We start from the raw sequence: 17188 nt of genomic DNA on the forward strand, positions 1-17188 counted from the left end.
CGCCCCCGGCCCACCACCGCCCCCTTCCGCCACTCGTGGGAGAGTGGTAGGCAGCGAAGGGAGCGCGAACGTGCTAATGGACAAGGTGGCGGAGATACTCGCCGAGGCGTCGGCCGAGGTGGTGGAACCGCGCTTCCGGGCGCTGGCCGCCGGCGAGGTGATGGAGAAGGCCCCCGGTGAGGTCGTGACGGTCGCCGACCGCGAGGCCGAGGCGATCATCGCCCGCCGACTGCACGAGCTGCTGCCCGTCCCCGTGGTCGGCGAGGAGGCCGTCGCCGCCGACCCCTCCCTCGCCCTGGCCCTCCACGACGAGCCCGCCGCCTGGCTGGTCGACCCGGTGGACGGCACCGCCAACTTCGTCGCCGGCAGACCCGAGTACGCCGTGATGTGCTCCCTGGTCCGCTCCGGCCGGACCGTCGCCTCCTGGATCTGGCAGCCCGCCACCGCCACCACCTACTGCGCCGAACTGGGCTCCGGCGCCTGGCGCGACGGAGTCCGCCTGACCCGCCCGCCGGCACCGAAGGACGTCGCGCAGCTGCGCGGCTCGGTGAAGAGCCGCTACCTCGACGCCGACCACCGCCGCCGGCTCCAGGCCAACACCGCGGCCTTCGGCGACATCTCCCCCGGCCGGCACGCCGCCGGGATCGAGTACCCGGACGTCGTCGAGGGCCGCTTCGACTTCATCCTCTACTGGCGCACCCTGCCCTGGGACCACGCCCCCGGCTCCCTCCTGGTCACCGAGGCCGGCGGCGTCTCCGCCCGCCCGGACGGCACCCCGTACCGCCCGGAGGCCCCCGGCTGCGCGGACGGACTCCTGGTCGCCGCCGACCCCGACACCTGGGAGCTCACCCGGTCGATCCTCCTGGACGACTGACCCCGGACCCGTCGGGTCGACCGGGCCGGTCGGCCCGCCCGACGGCCCGAGGGGCCGACCTGCGGCCCTACCCCGCCCGTTCGCCCGCCACCTTGCGGCCGGCGCCCACGACCTCCCGCAGCAGCGCGCCGATCTCCCCCACCGTCGTGTGGGGGTTCAGCAGGGTGAGCTTCAGCCGGACCCGCCCCGGGCCGTCGCCCGGGAGTTCGGTGCGCCCGACCACCGCCCGGCCGGTGCGCAGCAGCAGCCGCCGCAGCTGGCCGTTCAGCTCGTCCAGCGCCGCCTCGTCCGTCACACCGGGCGGCCGGTAGCGGAAGAGCACGGCGGTGAGCACGGGCTCGGTGTGGAGTTCGAGCGCCGGATCGGCGCGCACGGCGTCGGCGGCGGCGCGGGCGAGGTCGTGGCAGGTGTCGACCAGCCGGCCGAGGCCGTCGCGGCCGAGGGTGCGCAGGGTGACGGCGAGTTTGAAGGCGTCGGCCCGGCGGGTGGTGCGCAGCGAGCGGCCGAGCAGGCTGGGGTAGCCGGCCTGCTCGTCGTCGATGGGGTTGAGGTACTCGGCGCGGCGGGCGAGCGAGACGTAGGTCTCGGCGCGGCGCACCAGGAAGACCCCGGCCGCGGCGGGCTGCCAGCCGAGCTTGTGCCAGTCGAGGGAGACCGAGTCGGCGCGGGCGATGCCGTCGAGCAGCGGGGCGAGCCGGTCGGAGAGCAGCGCCCCGCCGCCGTACGCGGCGTCCACGTGCAGCCAGGCGCCGTAGCGGCCGGCGAGGTCGGCGGCGGCGTTCAGCGGGTCGACGGCTCCGGTGTCGGTGGTGCCGGCGGTGGCGACCACGGCGATCGGGGTCCGTCCGGCCCAGCTGGCCTCGGCCATCGCCCGTTCCAGTTCGGCCTCCCGCATCCGCAGTCCGCGGTCGACCGGGACGGGGATGACGGCCCGCTCGCCGAGGCCGAGCAGGGCGGCGGAGCGCTGGACGGAGAAGTGTGCGGCCTCGGAGGCGAGGATGCACGGGCGGACGCCGGCCGGGACGCCGTCCAACTCCACGATGCCGTCGAGCTTCTGGTCGCGCGCCAGCATGAGCCCCATGAGGTTGGACTCGGTGCCGCCGGAGGTGAGGACGCCGGCGGAGCGCTGCGGGTCGTAGCCGACCAGCCCGGCGATCTCGACGAGCAGGGCGCTCTCCAGGGCGGTGGCGGCGGGGGCCTGGTCCCAGGAGTCCTGGGAGGGGTTGAGGGCGCTGACCGCGAGGTCCGCCGCGGCGGCGACGGCGAGCGGCGGGCAGTGCAGGTGGGCGGCGCAGGCCGGGTCGGCGGGGTCGGCTGCCCCGTAGGCGAGGAGTTCGGTGAGCCGGGCGAGCGCGCCCGGCCCGTCGGCGGCGGCCAGCGCGTCGTCGACGAGTGCGGCGATCTCGGCCGGGCTGCCCGCCGGGAGCGGTCCGGAGCGCATGGCGGTGCCCGCCTCCAGCGAGTCGAGGACGGTGGCCAGCAGTGGCGCGAGCGCGCCCGGCCCGGCGGCGCCGCCTGCCAGGGCGTCCGTCGCGGCGCCGTCGCCGGGCAGCCCGCCGGGGCCGGATCCGGGCCCGCTCACCGCTGCCCCCGCCCCGTCGGCGCCCCTGCCGGACGGTGCGCGGGTCCACCCGCCGGACCGTGCGCCGACGCGCCCGCGGGACGGCGCGCCGAATCGCCCGCCGGACGGCTCGTGGAAGCCGCCGCGATCGCCTCCGCCAACCGTTCCAGTACCGCCGCCACCTGCTCGTCCGTGATGGTGAGCGGCGGGAGCAGCCGCAGCACCGCGTCGTGGCGCCCGCCGAGTTCGACGATCAGTCCCCGCGCCAGGCACGCCTCCCGGACCCGTACCGCGAGCGCCGGGTCGGCCGGCCGGGCGCCGCACGCGTCCGGTTCGGCCGCCTGGTCGACCAGTTCGACCCCGAGCATCAGCCCTCGGCCGCGCACGTCGCCGATCACCGGCAGTTCGACGGCGAGTTCGCGCAGCCGGGCGGCCATCCGGTCGCCGACCACGGCGGCCCGCTCGGCCAGCCCGTTCGCCGCGACGTGGCGCAGCGTCGCGGCCCCGGCGGCCATGGCGAGGGTGTTGCCGCGGAAGGTGCCGGTGTGGGCGCCGGGCCGCCAGCCGTCGTAGTCCTCCCGGTAGACGACGACGGCGAGCGGCAGGCTGCCGCCGATGGCCTTGGACAGGACCATGGCGTCCGGGACGATGCCGCTGTGCTCGATCGCCCACATCGCGCCGGTGCGGCCGACTCCGGTCTGCACCTCGTCGACGATCAGCGGGATGCCGCGTTCGGCGGTGATCCGGCGCATCGCGCGCAGCCAGCCGTCGGGTGCGGGGACGACGCCGCCCTCGCCCTGGACGGCTTCCAGGATCATCGCGGCGGGTGCCACCACACCGCCCGAGGGGTCGTCCAGCAGCCGTTCCACGTAGGTCGCGGCGAGGTCGGTGCCCGCCTCGCCGCCGATGCCGAACGGGCAGCGGTAGCCGTACGGGTAGGGCAGCCGGGCGACCTCGCCGCCGCTCGGCAGCGGCTCCTTGACGGCGACGTTGCCGGTGAGCGCGAGGGCGCCGGCGGTCATGCCGTGGTAGGCGCCGGTGAAGGCGAGCGCGCCGGAGCGGCCGGTGGCGGTCTGCATCAGCTTGAGCGCGGCCTCGACGGCGTCCGTCCCTGCCGGTCCGCAGAAGTGCACCCGGGCGCGGTCGGCGAACTCGGCGGGCAGGCTCTCGAACAGCGCGCTGGTGAAGTCGTCCTTCTCGGCGGTGGCGAGGTCGAGCAGGTGCAGCGGGGCGCCGCTGTCGAGGGTGCGGCGGATCGCCTCCAGCACCACCGGGTGGTTGTGGCCGAGGGCGAGCGTGCCGGCGCCGGAGAGGCAGTCCAGGTAGCGCCGCCCGTCGGCGCCCTCGACGGTCATGCCGTGGGCGCGGACCGGGACGATCGGAAAGGAGCGGGCGTACGTTCTGGCGGCGGACTCGCGGACGCGCTGACGGCGCAGGATGGCTTCACCGGCGGCCGGGGCTCCGGAGGCGGCCTGGACGGGTACGGCAGCGAGTGACACGGGAAACCCCCAGGGGAAGTTAGGTAAGCCTAACTTTACTGCCCTTGACCTGGCGGAATGCCCTCGGGCCCCCAGAACCACCCGAGTGAGTGAACCGCCCCCGGCTCCTCCAACGAGCGCCGCGCGGAAAGGTCACGCAGGAGGGCCGACGGCCCCGCGCGCCGACCGTCAGACCCGGCCCCGCCACCGGTAGCAGAGCTCCGGCCGCCCGACGCTCCCGTACTGCGGCTCCCGCACCGCGGACCCGGTCTCCACCAGGTGCTCCAGGTAGCGCCGCGCGGTGATCCGGGAGACCCCGGCGGCGGCGCCCGCGGCCGCCGCCGACAGCCCGGTGGGCGACTCCCGCAGCACCGAGGCGACGGTGTCCAGGGTGGGCGCGGACAACCCCTTGGGCAGGGTGCTGCGCTCCGGTGTGCGGAGCAGGGCGAACGCCTGGTCCACCTCCTCCTGCCCGGTCGCCTCGCCGGTGCGCCCGAGGCTGTCGCGGTAGCGGGCGTAGCGCTCCAGGCGGTCGTGCAGGGCGGCCGCGCTGAACGGTTTCAGCAGGTACTGCACGACACCCGCGGAGACCGCCTGCCGGACCATGGCGAGATCGCGGGCGGAGGTCACCGCGATGACGTCGGCGCCGTGGCCGGCCGCGCGCAGCGTGCGGCAGAGCTGGAGCCCGTGGCCGTCCGGGAGGTAGAGGTCGAGCAGGACCAGGTCGACGGGCTTCCCGGCGGCGCGGGCCCGGTCCAGGAAGCGCAGGGCGTCGGCGCAGCTGTGGACCGTCCCCACGGCGTGGAAGCCGGGCTCGCGCCGGACGTACAGGGTGTGCGCGGCGGCGGCCACCGGGTCGTCCTCGACCACCAGGACGGAGATCCCCGCGCCGGCGGTGTCGGCGGCACCGCTCACACCAGGGCCCCTTCCTGCTCCCGGCCGTCGGCCTCGCCGAACCGGCCGGCGGCCTCCCTGGACCGGCCGGTGGACGCCCTCGGCCCTCCGGTCGATCCCCCGGGCCCGCCGGGCGGCCCGCCCGGGCCGCCCGGGCCACCGATCCGGCCTGCCGGCCGTCCGGCCAGCGGCAGCCGCACCGTGAGCACCGCGCCGCGCTCCCGTCCGACCTCGACGGTGCCGCCGTTGCGCCTGGCGGTCTGGGCCACCAGGGCCAACCCGAGCCCGTGCCCGCGGCCGTCCTGCTTGGTGCTCCAGCCGCGCCGGAACACGTCCTCGACCGCGGCCGGGTCGATCCCCGCGCCGGTGTCGGCGACCCGCAGCAGCAGGCAGTCGCCGACCGCCCCCGCACCCTCACCGCCGCTGTCGCCTTGGTTTCCCCCGCCGCCTCGGCCGCCTTCGCCTTCGCCGCCGCTCCGACCGTCGCGGTCCTGAGAGCTGTCGTCCCGAGCGACGTCGCCCCGGACACCGCCGCCCCGGACGCCGCAGTCCCGACCGTCGGCGATCCGTGCGGTGACGGTGACCTCCGGCGGGACGGGGCTCTCGGCCGCACCGGCGATGGCCGCGTCCACGGCGTTGTCGATCAGGTTGCCGAGCACGGTGATCAGGTCCCGGGCGGAGAGCCCGGGCGGCAGCACCCCGTCGTCGATCCGGCTGTCCTCGGTGAGGGTCAACTCCACGCCCCGTTCGGCGGCTTGGGCCGCCTTGCCGAGCAGCAGCGCGGCCAGCACCGGCTCGCCGACCGCCGCGACCACCCGGTCGGTGAGCTGCTGGGCGAGCGCCAGCTCGGCGGTGGCGAACTCCACCGCCTGTTCGTGGCGGCCGAGTTCGATCAGCGACACCACCGCGTGCAGGCGGTTGGCGGCCTCGTGCGCCTGTGCGCCGAGCGCGTCGGTGAAACCTCGCACCGAGTCCAACTCACCGCTGAGGGCTTGGAGTTCGGTGTGGTCCCGGAGGGTGACCACCCGACCGAGACCGGTGCCGGTGCCGATGGTGGAGGTGTTCAGCACCACGACCCGCTCGGCGGTCAGGTGCACCTCGTCCCGGACCGGTTCCGCCCCCAGCACGGCCGTCACCAGCGCCTCCGGCAGGCCCAGCTCCACCACCGGCCGGCCTTCCACCGCGCCTGCCAGGCCGAGCAGTTCACGGGCGGCGTCGTTGCACAGCACCACCCGGTGCGAGCGGTCCAGCAGGACCAGCCCCTCGCGCACCGCGTGCAGGGTGGCCTGGTGGTACTCGTAGAGGTGGCTCAGCTCGTCCGGCCCCATCCCGTGGGTGTGCCGCCGCAGCCGGGAGTTGGCGAGGTAGGTGCCGACGCCGCCGGCCGCGAGCGCGGCCACCGCCACCCCGACCAGGGCGAGCAGCGGACCGCTCAGCTGCTCGGAGATCGACTCCACCGTGAGGCCCACGCTGACCAGTGCGACCACCCGGTGCCGCTCGTCCCGCACCGGGGCGACCACCCGTACGGACGGGCCGAGCGTGCCGGTGTACGTCTCGCTGCGGATCTGCCCGGCGAGCGCCCAGTCGATGTGCCCGAGGTAGGTCCGGCCGATCTGTTCGGGCAGCGGGTGGGTCCAGCGCACACCGTCGGTGTCCATGACGGTGATGAAGGAGACCCCGGCGTCGGCCCGCACCTGTTCGACGTACGGCTGGAGCACCGCGGTCGGGTCCGGCCCGCCGACGGCGGCCCGGACGGACGGCGAGTCCGCGACGGCGTGCGCGACCGAGGTGACCTGGCGACGGGCGGCGTCCTCGGTGCGCTCGGCGGTGAAGAGGTACGCGAGCACCGCGCCCCCGGCGACCACGGCGGCGACGATCACCACCTGGACGACGAACAGCTGCCCGGCCAGGCTCCGGACCAGCCGCCGGGGCAGGCATCGGACCAGGCGCCGCGGCACGCGGCTGGACAGGCACCGGGCCAGGCACCAGGCCAGGCACCAGGCCAGTGGCCGGGCCAGACGCCGGCAGAGGCGCCGGGCGAGGCGCTGAGGCAGCCGCCGCGGCCCGCGACCCGTCGGCCGGTGCGAGCGGCGGCGCGGGGCGGTGGAGGCGGGGCGCTCGGACATGCCTGCCAGTGTGCACCACGCCCGCCGACGGTCCCAGGGCCCGGCCGGCCCCCACCCGGCACGCACCGGGCATCCCGGCGCCCGTACCGTTCGTGAACTCTATGAACGCAAACGTGACCTCCGTCACTCCGGGGCCCCATAGTCGGAGCGGCCCACCCCCCGGGGCTACCAGGACCGCACGGCAAGGGAGCCGCAGATGTCGATCGATGAAGCCGCCGTGGCGGCGCGCCCCAGACGCAAGGACCGGACGCACTACCTCTACATCGCCGTGATCGCCGCGGTGGTCGCCGGTGTGGTGGTCGGTCTGGCGGCCCCCGGTGTCGCCGTGGAGCTGAAGCCGGTCGGCACGGGCTTCGTCAACCTGATCAAGATGATGATCAGCCCGGTGATCTTCTGCACCATCGTCCTGGGCATCGGCTCGGTGACCAAGGCCGCGAAGGTCGGCAAGGTCGGCGGCCTCGCCATCGGCTACTTCCTGACCATGTCGACCGTCGCCCTGGCCATCGGCATGGTCGTCGGCAACCTGCTGGAGCCCGGTGGCGGTCTGCACCTGACCGCCGCGCTCGCCAAGTCCGGCCACGCCCAGGCGGCCGCCGGCGGCGCCCAGTCGACCGCCGACTTCCTGCTCGGGATGATCCCCGAGACCCTCTTCTCCGCCCTCACCCAGGGCAAGGTGCTCCAGACCCTGCTGGTCGCCCTGCTCGCCGGCTTCGCGCTCCAGGCGATGGGGCCGGCCGGCGCGCCCGTGCTGCGCGGGATCGAGCACGTGCAGCGGCTGGTATTCCGGATCATGTCGATGATCATGTGGGTCGCGCCGATCGGCGCCTTCGGGGCGATGGCCGCCGTGGTCGGGGCCACCGGCACCGCCGCGCTGAAGAGCCTGGCCGTCATCATGATCGGCTTCTACGTCACCTGCGTGCTGTTCGTGGTCGTGGTGCTGGGCGCGCTGCTGCGCCTGGTCGCCGGCGTCAACGTGTTCACGCTGCTGAAGTACCTCGGGCGCGAGTTCCTGCTGATCCTCTCCGCCTCCTCCTCCGAGAGCGCGCTGCCCCGCCTGATCGCCAAGATGGAGCACCTGGGCGTCAGCCGGCCGGTCGTCGGCATCACCGTGCCGACCGGCTACAGCTTCAACCTCGACGGCACCGCCATCTACCTGACCATGGCCTCGATCTTCATCTCCGAGGCGATGGACAAGCCGATGTCGCTCGGCGAGCAGATCTCGCTGCTGGTCTTCATGGTGATCGCGAGCAAGGGCGCGGCCGGGGTCACGGGCGCCGGACTGGCCACCCTCGCGGGCGGACTCCAGTCGCACAAGCCCGCGCTGGTGGACGGCGTCGGCCTGATCGTCGGCATCGACCGCTTCATGTCGGAGGCCCGCGCGCTCACCAACTTCGCGGGCAACGCCGTCGCGACCGTGCTGATCGGGCACTGGACCGGTGAGCTCGACACCGAGCGTGCCCGGCGGGTGCTGGCCGGCGAGCTGCCGTTCGACGAGCTGACGCTGGTCGACGCCCACGGTGCCCACGGTGCACCCGCCGATCCCGCTACCGCGCCGGACGACTCCCGGGCCGCCGCCCCCGAGGCCGCCCCCGCCCAGGGCACCGCCCCCGTCGGCGCCTGAGCCCGACAGCGGCCCCCGCACTCCCCCGGTCCGGCGCCTCCACCAACCCCGGAAACGGCGCCGGACCGGGGGTCTTCGCTGTCCGGCCGACCAGCTCTCCCGGCTCCAGCCGGCTGCCCGCCCACTGCGCCCACGGGCCTCCCGCTTCCGCCCGACCGGCACTCCCGGCCCGGGCGGGCCCGTCACAGCTCCTGCGAGCCGCTGACCACCCAGGCCACCCCGCTGGCCGGGTCCTCCAGCGCGACGTGCAGATGGTGCAGTCCGGCCGACGGCTCCTGCCAGGTGAAGCAGCGCATCCGGGCCACCAGTGCGTTCACCTCGCCCCGGCCCACCCCTTCCGCCCTCTCCGGACCGTCCGCCCCGGCCATCGCGGCCAGTGCCCGCCACAGGCCCAGCCTCCCGTGCGCGCAGCCCTGCGCCCGGCCCACGGCGGCGGCCCGTACCAGCGCCGGGTAGGCGAGCGCGAACGGCAGGTACCCGCCGACCACCCGCCGGTCACGGGCCACCAGGGCGGCGGCGGCCGGGGCCTGGCCGCGGACGCAGGCCGTCTCCGCCCACGGCGCGAGCGCACCCAGCCCGGTCAGCGCCCGGGTGACCCGCGGCCCGTCCGGCCGTCCGTCCGGCCGCGCCGCCGGGGGCAGCTCCACCTCGCCCAGGCCTTCGCGACTGGCCGGCAGGGTCAGCACCGCGCTGCGCGCGCCCCCGCCCGGCAGGTACTCACGCACCCGCTCCCCCTCGTCCCAGCCCGCCGCCTCCCACGGCTCCAGGCGCAGCGGCACACCCTCCGGATCGGACTCGGCCCCGTACGAGAGGTCCTCACCGAGCAGCGCCCGGGTGTGCGCGACCAGCCGTCGCACCGGGGGCGGGCCGAGCAGCGGGGCCAGCCGCAGCCAGGAGTGCCGGGTCGCCAGCACCTCCCAGAGCGGGCCGGCGTCGTGGTCGGCCACCCCGGCGGCCGTCCCCGCGCCGCCGTCGCCGTCGAACAGCCGGACTGCCAGCTCGGGCGGCGCCGCGTACGCGATCAGGTGGCCGAGCGGAGCCGTCAGCGCCGCCGCGGCCTCTTCGCCCGCCTCCGCCACGGCGGCCGCCCGGCCCTGCCGGTAGGCGGCGAGCAGTTCGGGCCAGCGGCCGTCCTCGGCCAGTGCGCGCAGGCGGCCGTCCTCGTGCGTGATCACGATTCGCAGAGTACGGGCCGGGGCGGCGCATCGGCTGACTTGCCGTCAGTTCGGTGCGTCGAGGCGGCGGTCGGGCACCCGGACCGGCGCCCTCAGCTCCGCTCGCGCGCCCGACCCCGTTCGTACTCCCGTTCACGTTCACATTCCCGTTCACGCACGCATTCCCGTTCACGCTCGGGTTCGCGCTCCCGTTCCCGTTCGCGTTCCCGCTGGACGACGGCGCGCAGCCGCCCGTGGGCACGTCGGCGGGTGACGGCCAGTGTGCTGCGGTGCAGCCCGAGCAGTTCGGCGGCCTCGTCGACGCTGTAGCCGTCGAGGTCGACCAGTACCACCGCGCGGGCCTGCTTGTCGGTCAGGAAGCCCAGCAGCCGCAGCACCTCCCAGCGCGCCTGCAACTCGGCCATCCCGCCGAGCCGGGGATCGGAAGCCCCCGGATCCCGCTCGCCGGCGTCACCCGCCTCCGGCACCTCGGACATCGACACCCGCCGGCGCTCCCGTCGCCACTGGTCGCGCAGGATGTTGACCATCGTGGTGAACGCATAGGCGTACGGCTGCGGATGGCCGAGGAAGCGTTCCGGCCGACGGGCGATCCGGAGGTACGCGTCGTGGACGACGTCCCCGGCGCCGGCCGGTCCGCCGGCGAGGGAGGCCGCCGCCTGCTGGAGTCTGGGCAGTAGATCCGTGAACACCCGGTTGAATTCGGCCGATTGACCACCGCTCCCGCTCGGACCGAGGTCCGCTTCCCGCCCGCCGCCCGCCGTTCGACCAGTGCGATTCACCATGCCGCTCTCCCCGGAAATCGGCACCCCGAGCACCCGGCCCGCCCTGGCCGCCGGGGCCGTGGACCAACCGAATGACTTGTGACACAGGTCACATCATAGTTCGTCGTCTCACTGTGCGCAGTCATTCGTGTGCAACACGTCACCAGCCGCGCGAGGAGCGGGACTTCACGTCTCCGCGCGGACATTCCGGCGGTCGGGACGCTCCGCCCGACGGGAACCCTGAGCAAGGAGAACGACATGCGAGGTCGCATCGCCAGGAAGATCGCCACGTTCGGGCTGGCCGCCACGGCTGCCCTCGGCGTGCTCGGGACCAGTACCCTGCCGGCCGCCGCGGCGACGGCCCCGAGCCGGACCGTCGACCCCGGGACCACCGAGGACTGGAACACCGTCGCGGCCGACGCGTACCGCTGCGTCATCACCGCCAACTACGGCTGGCGCTGGGAGGGCCGCTGCAACGTCTACTCCGGGCGGCTGCGCACCATCACCTACTGCGCCGACGGTTCGCACAGCACCGGCCTGTGGATCGGCGCGCGACCGGAGGCCTGGGCGGTCTGGGGCAACTGTCCCGGATCGCGCTGGACCCGGGTCGTCTTCCAGTGGCACAGCTGAGCCGTTGACGGCCGACGAATGACAGATGACAGCTGACAGATTTCGAAATCTGTCAGCTGTCATCTGACCGTCGCAGGTCGTTCGTCCGTCGCCCCCTCGGCCGCCGCTCCGCCGCCGCCCCAGCCATCCGGCTCCGGGCCACCGACTCAGGCTCAGGCTCAGGATCAGCCCACCGGCGAGGCGTCCGCGAGCAGCCGGGCGGCATGCACTCGGCCCGCATGTTCGACCAGGTTGATCAGCACCTCCTTGCCCGAGGCCCGGCGGCGCGCGTCGCACATCAGCACGGGCGTACCGGCATCCAGGTCGAGCGCGCGGGCGACCTCCTCCGGGCCGAACTCCCGCGTCCCGGCGAAACGGTTCACCGCGACCACGAACGGGATGCCCCGGTGCTCGAAGAAGTCGACGGCCGGAAAGCAGTCGGTCAGCCGACGGGTGTCGGCGAGCACCACCGCGCCGAGCGCCCCCTGGGCGAGCTCGTCCCAGAGGAACCAGAACCGGTCCTGCCCGGGGGTGCCGAACAGGTAGACCGCCAGTCCCTCGCGGATGGTGATCCGGCCGAAGTCCATCGCCACCGTGGTGGTGGTCTTCCGCTCCACGCCGTCCAGGTCGTCCACGTCGCGCCCGGCCTCGGTCAGCCGCTCCTCGGTGCGCAGCGGGCGGATCTCGCTGACCGCGCCGACCAGCGTCGTCTTTCCGACCCCGAAGCCGCCCGCCACCAGGATCTTGAGCGCGAGCACGGTGCCGTCGGGGTCCTCGTCCTCGAACGGATCGGGCCCGCCGTACGGATCGGACCGGCCGAAGGGACCGGACGGACCGGACAGCCCGGACAGCCCGGACGGCCCGGCCGGCACGGGCGAAACGGACGGTGCGGCCGGTACGGCCGGATGGTCAGAGTGCACGGAGTCCACGGATGACCTCCTGGAGGATGCGCTCGTCGGGGAGCAGGGCGGGCGGGACGGGACGGCGGACGCGGATGAGGCCGGCCGCCAGCAGGTCACCAAGCAGCACCCGCACGACGCCCACCGGCAGGTCGAGGTCGGCGGCCAACTCGGCCACGGACAGCGGGGTGCCCCGGCACAGCGCGAGGATGCGCGCCTGTTCCGGGCCGACCGGCGGCTCGGGCGCGTCCGGCACGAGCGCCGGGTCTGGCAGCTCCGTGACCACCACGGCGATCAGGTCGAACTGCTGCTCCCCGGCCCCGGTGCGCCCCCGGGTCATCGCGTACGGGCGGACCAGCGGCCCGGCCTCGTCGTCGTACCAGCGGGCGCGGTGGGCGGCGGCCAGCGGATTCCGGGGGCTCCCGTCGGGTTCGGTCCTCGGGTGCTCCGGATGTCGCCCCCGGTACGGGCGGGGCACCGGACTCACCGTCCGCCCACCGCCCTTGGCGCGGCGCCCAGGTGCTCCCCGACCCGGCGGACCAGCCTGGCCATCTCGTAGGCGATCAGCCCGAGATCGGCCCGGGCGGTGGCGAACACGGCGAGGCAGGTGCCCTCCCCGGCCGCCGCGACCAGCAGGTAGCCGCCCTCCAACTCGACCATGGTCTGGCGGACTTCACCCGCTCCGAAGTGGCGGCCGGCGCCCTTGGCCAGGCTGTGGAAGCCGGAGGCGACGGCCGCCAGGTGCTCGCCGTCCTCGCGCGGCAGACCGGCCGAGGTGCCCATGGCCAGGCCGTCGGCGGAGAGCATCACGGCGAAGCGGAGCTCGGGGGCGCGCTGGACCAGCTCGTCGAGGAGCCAGTTCAGCTCCCCCGCGCGGTGGGTGGTGGCGATCACGGACGCTCTCCTTCGGATCGGGACGGGGGTTGGTGGTGGCTCACCCGCGGCGGCTGCGGAAGGTCGGCGGGCTGCCCGTCCCGCCGGCCCTCGGGGTCCAGGCCGCGCGCCCAACCGTTCTGGAAGGCGGACATCGCGGCCCGCGCCTCCTCGGGGCTGCGGCCCGCGGCGCCGTAGCCGTCACCCGCGCCGGATTCGGCGAAGGCACTGGTGGAGGCCGAGGCGGAGGCAGCGGCGGAGAAGGCGGCAGCCGTACGACGGCCGTGCGCGGTCGGACGGGCCGGGGCCTCGCGCAGCTGCGGCGCGAGGCTCGCCTGACGGGTCCGGCGCGGCAACTCCTCGGGGCCCGGATCGGCCCGGTGACCGGTTACCCGGCCTGCTCGGTGACCGTCGCCCCGGTGACCGTCTACTCGGTGACCGTCTACTCGTCGGCCGTCCGAGCCGGCCCCGGGCGCTGGCTCCGGACGGCGTTCCGTACGGTACGGCTCCGCACCGTGCGACTGCGGCGGCCCGGCCTGGGGACGGGCGGCCGCACCCGCGCCACCGTCCGCGACCGGCCCGGCCGCCCGGGCGCCGGAGGCCCGGAAGGGAGTGCGGCGCACCGGCCCGGAGCCACCGCCCCGGGCGCCGAACGGCAGCAGCGCCCCACCCTCCGGCGGCGGCCCACCCACCGCCGGAAGTCCGTCGTTCACCCTGCCCCGCGGGTGCTCCCGATGCCTCGGGTCGCCTGCCGGGTCACCGATCAGGTCGCCGGCCGCGCCGCCGCTCGGATCCCTGCTCGGTTCACCGACCGGTGCGCCGCCACCCGGACCGCCCGCCGGACCCTCCACGCGACCGCGCACCGGCGCGAAGTCCCGCTCCGGCCCGACTGGTTGAGACAGCCCGGCGAACGGCGCATCCGCTGCCGCCGGCGGCAGCGGCGTCACCGGCCCGAAGCCGTACCGCACGTCCTCCGTCTCCGCCGCCTCCGCCATATCCGCCGCCTCCGCCGCCGCCGATTCGTCGGCCAGCAGCGTGGTCGGCAGCAGCACCACGGCCGTGGTGCCGCCGTACGCGGAGGTGACCAGCGAGACCTTGACGTCCTGCCGCCGGGCGAGCCGGCTCACCACGAACAGGCCGAGCCGGTCGCTGTCGAAGAGGTCTCCCTGCTCGGCGGCGGCGATCCGGCGGTTGGCCGAGGCCAGCACCTCCGGGCCCATGCCGAGGCCGCGGTCCTCGATCTCCAGCGCGAAGCCGTTGCCGACCCGTTCGCCCCGGATGTGCACCCGGGTGTGCGGCGGGGAGAACCCGGTGGCGTTCTCGACCAGTTCGGCCACCAGGTGGGTGAGGTCGGCGACCGCGTGACCGACCACCGCGGCGCGCGGCAGCGGGTGCACCTCGACCCGGGCGTACTCCTCGACCTCCGAGACGGCCGCGCGCACCACGTCCACCAGCGGGACGGGCCGGCGCCAGCCCCGGCCGGGGGCGGCGCCGGAGAGGATGATCAGGCCCTCGGCGTGGCGGCGCATCCGGGTGGTGAGGTGGTCCAGCCGGAACAGGTCGGCCAGCTCGGACGGGTCGTCGGTGCGGCGCTCCATCGTGTCCAGCAGGGTGAGTTGGCGGTGCACCAGGACCTGGCTGCGCCGCGCGAGGTTGACGAACACCCCGGAGACCCCGGACAGCACCTCGGCCCGTTCGACCGCCGCCGTGACGGCCGCCCGCTGGACGGTGCCCAGCGCCCGGTGCACCTGGCCGATCTCGTCGCCCCGCTCCACCGGCCGGGGCACCTCGGCCTCGACGTCCACTTCCTCCCCCGCGCGCAACTTCCGCATGGTCGCGGGCAGTTTGCGTTCGGCCAGCTCAAGTGCCGAGTTGCGCAGGCCGATCAGCTCGGTGACCAGCCCGCGCCCGATCTGCACCGAGATCACCAGCGAGGCCACCACACCGACCAGACCGAGCAGCACGGCCATCCCGGCCGGGGTGAACAGGCCCAGGGCGTACGGGTCCTGGCGCTCGGCGGCAAGCCGCCCGACCTGGTCCTCGACGGTCCGCAGCCCGCCGGCCAGGTCGCCCGCGACCATCGCCCAGCGGTCGGCCGGCACCGCCTCGACCGCGGCCCGTCCGTCGACGGCCGTCCGCACCCGGTCCTCGTACCCGGTCAGCTCGCGGTGGTCCTGACCGCCGGTGACGGCGAGCAGCGCCTCCCGGTCGGCCGGGCGCAGGTCGGCGGCGGCGACCCGCTCGAACTCGCGCCGGGCGAAGACCGCACCGGTGAACTCCCGCAGCTGGTCGTCGCCGAGCCCGCCGGAGAGCTGGGCGGCACGCAGCAGCGCGTCCTCGCGGGCGAGCAGTTCCCGGGACCGGGCCAGCTCCAGCAGCACCCGCGCGTCGGCGGCCACCCGACCGTTCTGGAGGGGCGTGACGGCACCGGCGGCGGCGAGCGCCCGGTCCACCGCCTCGCCGTACGCGGCGTACGCCTCGGGCCAGCCGACGCTCCTGGCCAACACCCGGTCGCGCAGGGCGGGCAGGGCGGCGAGCGAGCTTCCGAGGGCGTCCAGCCGGGCGGCCGCGTCACCGCCCAGCCCCTGGGCATCGGCGCGGTTGTAGCCCTGGTCGGGACGACGGGCGTCCGGGAAGAGCGGGATGAGCGCCCGGTCGGTGGCCGCCACCGCCTGGCGCAGGGCGCTCTCCCGGGCGGCGGTGGGGGCGCTCGCGGGGGCGGTCAGCAACTGGCCGACGGCGGTCCGTTCGGCCTGCAGCCCGGCGACCGTCTCGGCGACGGGGGTGAGCAGCGTGCGCTGGGCGTCGCGCTGGCGCAGCAGGTCCCAGACGCCCTGGGCGGTGGTGACGGTGGCGAACCCCCACAGGGCGATGACGGAGACGACCGGGACCATCAGCAGGGCGATGATCCGGGCGCGGACGGTCCGGGGGCGCAGCCCGCGCAACCACGGGCCGGGGCGCGGTGGTCGGGCGGGCGGCCCGGCGTGGGCACCCCGACGGGCGCCGGGGGCGACACCGCGGTCTTCTCGCATGGGTGAGCGGCCTTTCGGGCGGGGGGGAGCGGGAGGGTAGGACGGCGGGACAGCGGGCGGAGGCGGCGCTGGCGGCGGCGCTGGCAGAGGCGGCGGCGCGGACGGCGTGGAGGCGGCGTGGCTCAGGCGGCGCGGTCGTGCCGCCCGGTGTCGCGGTGCCCGGCCTCGGCCCGGGCGGGCTCGCGCCAGGCAGGCTCGGGGCGTTGGGCCGCGGCGGGCGGCTCCTCGGCGCCCAGCCCGCCCAACTCCCGGTAGCCGGCCCGCTCCTGGGCGGTCGGCGAGAGCGCCACGAAGGCGGAGGCGAGGAAGAGGAACGAGCCGAGCCCGACGGCGAGCGGGAAGACGAACTCCATCGGGCTGACCCCGCCGAGCCCGGTCCGGGTCGGCTCCAGCCGGACGTGGACGGCGGCCATGCCGGTGTAGTGCATGCAGCTGACGGCCAGCCCCATGGCCATCGCGGCGGCCGCCGCCGCGTACACGTTGCGGATGGTGACGGCGGCCCAGAGCGCGGCGGTGGCGGCGCCGACCGCGACCAGCACGGACAGTGCGACCGTCCCGGCGTCGTAGTGCAGGCCGCCGTGCATCCGGAGGGCGGCCATGCCCAGGTAGTGCATCGCGGCGACGCCGAGGCCGGTGGTGACGCCGCCGGACAGCAGGGAGAGGCCGCGGTGCCGGCCGTAGCAGACCACGGTCAGGCCGAGGCCGGTGACCAGCACCGCGACCACGAGGCTGAGGACGGTCAGCGGGACGTTGTAGCGCAGTTCGGTGCCGTCGACGGTGAAGCCGAACATGGCGACGAAGTGCATGGTCCAGATGCCGGAGCCGATCGCGGCGGCGGCCGTGATCAGCCAGTTCCGGCGGGCCGGGCCGCTCGCGGCCAGGCCGCGCAGCGTGCAGCGCAGCCCGAGGGCGGCGCCGGCGCAGGCCATCAGGTACGAGAGGACGGGGGTCAGCCAGCCGAGGCTGAGATGGTTGAGGGTGCCCATGGGACCTCCGGTCGACCGGTCGGGCCCGGGGCGGTACACGGTGCGCCCGGGCTCCCCGGGCCGGGCGGACTGCACACGAATGGCATATGCCAATCGCATGTGCGCTTCCGGTCTGGGGTGCGTGGGACGCTACCGAGGGGCCGGAATCGGTCAGACAAAGATCTGAAAAGCTGCCCGCGGTGCGAGGGCGGTGTGTTCGAATGGGCCTGTCGTGTGCCCAGTGGGCAGGGCGCTCGGCGGGCCAGTCGGCTCACCGGCCGGACCGGCGACGGTCACCCCGGGAACGGACAGCTGACAGC

14 protein-coding genes are annotated in these 17188 nt (G+C 75.5%); 3 read left to right on the forward strand and 11 right to left on the reverse strand.

The genetic code is table 11. From position 1 onward, the window contains the following. The first annotated feature begins 76 nt into the window (after positions 1 to 76). Complete coding sequence (locus ACIQI7_RS15960; protein ID WP_401110480.1) at positions 77 to 874, forward strand: inositol monophosphatase family protein; 798 nt, start codon at positions 77 to 79, stop codon at positions 872 to 874. Positions 875 to 941: 67 nt separating this feature from the next. Here the strand turns inward: ACIQI7_RS15960 and ACIQI7_RS15965 are convergent, their stop codons facing one another. The 4 genes from ACIQI7_RS15965 to ACIQI7_RS15980 form a co-directional block, all read right to left on the reverse strand. Beyond that, positions 942 to 2456: a pyridoxal phosphate-dependent decarboxylase family protein gene (locus tag ACIQI7_RS15965; RefSeq protein WP_401109810.1), complete on the reverse strand. Its 1515-nt coding sequence runs from the start codon at positions 2454 to 2456 to the stop codon at positions 942 to 944. After that, positions 2453 to 3934, reverse strand: a complete 1482-nt coding sequence (locus ACIQI7_RS15970) for a diaminobutyrate--2-oxoglutarate transaminase (RefSeq protein ID WP_401109813.1) — start codon at positions 3932 to 3934, stop codon at positions 2453 to 2455. The genes ACIQI7_RS15965 and ACIQI7_RS15970 overlap by 4 nt, the downstream gene beginning before the upstream one ends. Positions 3935 to 4102: 168 nt before the next feature. Then, on the reverse strand, positions 4103 to 4828 hold the full coding sequence (locus ACIQI7_RS15975) for a response regulator (RefSeq protein WP_401109816.1): 726 nt from the start codon (positions 4826 to 4828) through the stop codon (positions 4103 to 4105). Beyond that, positions 4825 to 6933, reverse strand: coding sequence for an ATP-binding protein (locus tag ACIQI7_RS15980; RefSeq protein ID WP_401109819.1), 2109 nt, complete (start codon positions 6931 to 6933; stop codon positions 4825 to 4827). Before ACIQI7_RS15980 ends, ACIQI7_RS15975 begins: the two co-directional genes overlap by 4 nt. A 196-nt stretch (positions 6934 to 7129) precedes the next feature. Here ACIQI7_RS15980 and ACIQI7_RS15985 point away from each other — a divergent pair, with 196 nt between their 5' ends. Continuing rightward, positions 7130 to 8554 (forward strand): cation:dicarboxylate symporter family transporter, encoded by a 1425-nt coding sequence (locus ACIQI7_RS15985; RefSeq protein WP_401109822.1) that lies wholly within the window; start codon positions 7130 to 7132, stop codon positions 8552 to 8554. Between the two features lie 182 nt (positions 8555 to 8736). Here the strand turns inward: ACIQI7_RS15985 and ACIQI7_RS15990 are convergent, their stop codons facing one another. Both ACIQI7_RS15990 and ACIQI7_RS15995 read right to left on the reverse strand, forming a co-directional pair. Further along, a complete protein-coding gene (locus ACIQI7_RS15990) occupies positions 8737 to 9729 on the reverse strand; it encodes a hypothetical protein (protein WP_401109825.1) in 993 nt (330 codons plus the stop codon). Between the two features lie 92 nt (positions 9730 to 9821). Then, positions 9822 to 10418: an RNA polymerase sigma factor gene (locus ACIQI7_RS15995; protein ID WP_401109828.1), complete on the reverse strand. Its 597-nt coding sequence runs from the start codon at positions 10416 to 10418 to the stop codon at positions 9822 to 9824. A 330-nt stretch (positions 10419 to 10748) separates the two neighbouring features. Here ACIQI7_RS15995 and ACIQI7_RS16000 point away from each other — a divergent pair, with 330 nt between their 5' ends. Then, positions 10749 to 11120 (forward strand): hypothetical protein, encoded by a 372-nt coding sequence (locus tag ACIQI7_RS16000; RefSeq protein WP_401109831.1) that lies wholly within the window; start codon positions 10749 to 10751, stop codon positions 11118 to 11120. Positions 11121 to 11284: 164 nt separating this feature from the next. On the opposite strand, the gene ACIQI7_RS16005 is transcribed toward ACIQI7_RS16000, so the two are convergent. The 5 genes from ACIQI7_RS16005 to ACIQI7_RS16025 form a co-directional block, all read right to left on the reverse strand. Further along, positions 11285 to 11857, reverse strand: coding sequence for a GTP-binding protein (locus ACIQI7_RS16005; protein WP_401110482.1), 573 nt, complete (start codon positions 11855 to 11857; stop codon positions 11285 to 11287). Positions 11858 to 12008: 151 nt separating this feature from the next. After that, positions 12009 to 12404 (reverse strand): DUF742 domain-containing protein, encoded by a 396-nt coding sequence (locus ACIQI7_RS16010; protein ID WP_387757785.1) that lies wholly within the window; start codon positions 12402 to 12404, stop codon positions 12009 to 12011. 77 nt (positions 12405 to 12481) lie between these two features. After that, the gene (locus ACIQI7_RS16015) at positions 12482 to 12892 is read right to left on the reverse strand and encodes a roadblock/LC7 domain-containing protein (RefSeq protein ID WP_387757718.1); all 411 of its coding nucleotides are present in this window, start codon (positions 12890 to 12892) and stop codon (positions 12482 to 12484) included. After that, positions 12889 to 15903 carry a nitrate- and nitrite sensing domain-containing protein gene (locus ACIQI7_RS16020; RefSeq protein WP_401109834.1) on the reverse strand — a complete coding sequence of 1005 codons (3015 nt, stop codon included), beginning with the start codon at positions 15901 to 15903 and terminating at the stop codon, positions 12889 to 12891. The genes ACIQI7_RS16015 and ACIQI7_RS16020 overlap by 4 nt, the downstream gene beginning before the upstream one ends. A 122-nt stretch (positions 15904 to 16025) precedes the next feature. After that, complete coding sequence (locus ACIQI7_RS16025) at positions 16026 to 16889, reverse strand: MHYT domain-containing protein (protein WP_401109837.1); 864 nt, start codon at positions 16887 to 16889, stop codon at positions 16026 to 16028. Positions 16890 to 17188 lie beyond the last annotated feature (299 nt).

The organism is Kitasatospora sp. NPDC092039 (assembly GCF_044756065.1).
GTDB lineage: Bacteria > Actinomycetota > Actinomycetes > Streptomycetales > Streptomycetaceae > Kitasatospora.

What these genes read in the sequence shown, in the direction of transcription:
- ACIQI7_RS15985 (WP_401109822.1), top strand. Translation starts at nt 7,130, where the DNA reads ATGTCGATCGATGAAGCCGCCGTGGCGGCGCGCCCCAGACGCAAGGAC.
- ACIQI7_RS16025 (WP_401109837.1), bottom strand. Translation starts at nt 16,889, where the DNA reads ATGGGCACCCTCAACCATCTCAGCCTCGGCTGGCTGACCCCCGTCCTC.
- ACIQI7_RS16000 (WP_401109831.1), top strand. Translation starts at nt 10,749, where the DNA reads ATGCGAGGTCGCATCGCCAGGAAGATCGCCACGTTCGGGCTGGCCGCC.
- ACIQI7_RS15960 (WP_401110480.1), top strand. Translation starts at nt 77, where the DNA reads ATGGACAAGGTGGCGGAGATACTCGCCGAGGCGTCGGCCGAGGTGGTG.
- ACIQI7_RS15980 (WP_401109819.1), bottom strand. Translation starts at nt 6,933, where the DNA reads ATGTCCGAGCGCCCCGCCTCCACCGCCCCGCGCCGCCGCTCGCACCGG.
- ACIQI7_RS16020 (WP_401109834.1), bottom strand. Translation starts at nt 15,903, where the DNA reads ATGCGAGAAGACCGCGGTGTCGCCCCCGGCGCCCGTCGGGGTGCCCAC.